Here is a 251-nt window from a genome sequence, read left to right as displayed (position 1 = left end):
ACTTACATAGCCACCTGCGCGCGCTTTACGCCCAATAATTCCGGACAACGCTTGCCACCTACGTATTACCGCGGCTGCTGGCACGTAGTTAGCCGTGGCTTTCTCGTTAGGTACCGTCAAGGTGCCATCTTATTTAAATAGCACTGTTTCTTCCCTAACAACAGAACTTTACGACCCGAAAGCCTTCATCGTTCACGCGGCGTTGCTCCATCAGACTTTCGTCCATTGTGGAAAATTCCCTACTGCTGCCT

At 50.6% G+C, this 251-nt stretch carries 1 rRNA gene; it reads right to left on the bottom strand.

What is annotated here, in order from left to right:
- Positions 1–251, bottom strand: a 16S ribosomal RNA gene (locus O0550_RS24320); the annotation flags it as partial.

Source organism: Brevibacillus halotolerans (genome assembly GCF_026891775.1).
GTDB lineage: Bacteria > Bacillota > Bacilli > Brevibacillales > Brevibacillaceae > Brevibacillus_B > Brevibacillus_B halotolerans.
The sequence above is the reverse complement of the archived record's forward strand: the minus strand, read 5'-3'. Positions and strand labels throughout refer to the sequence as shown.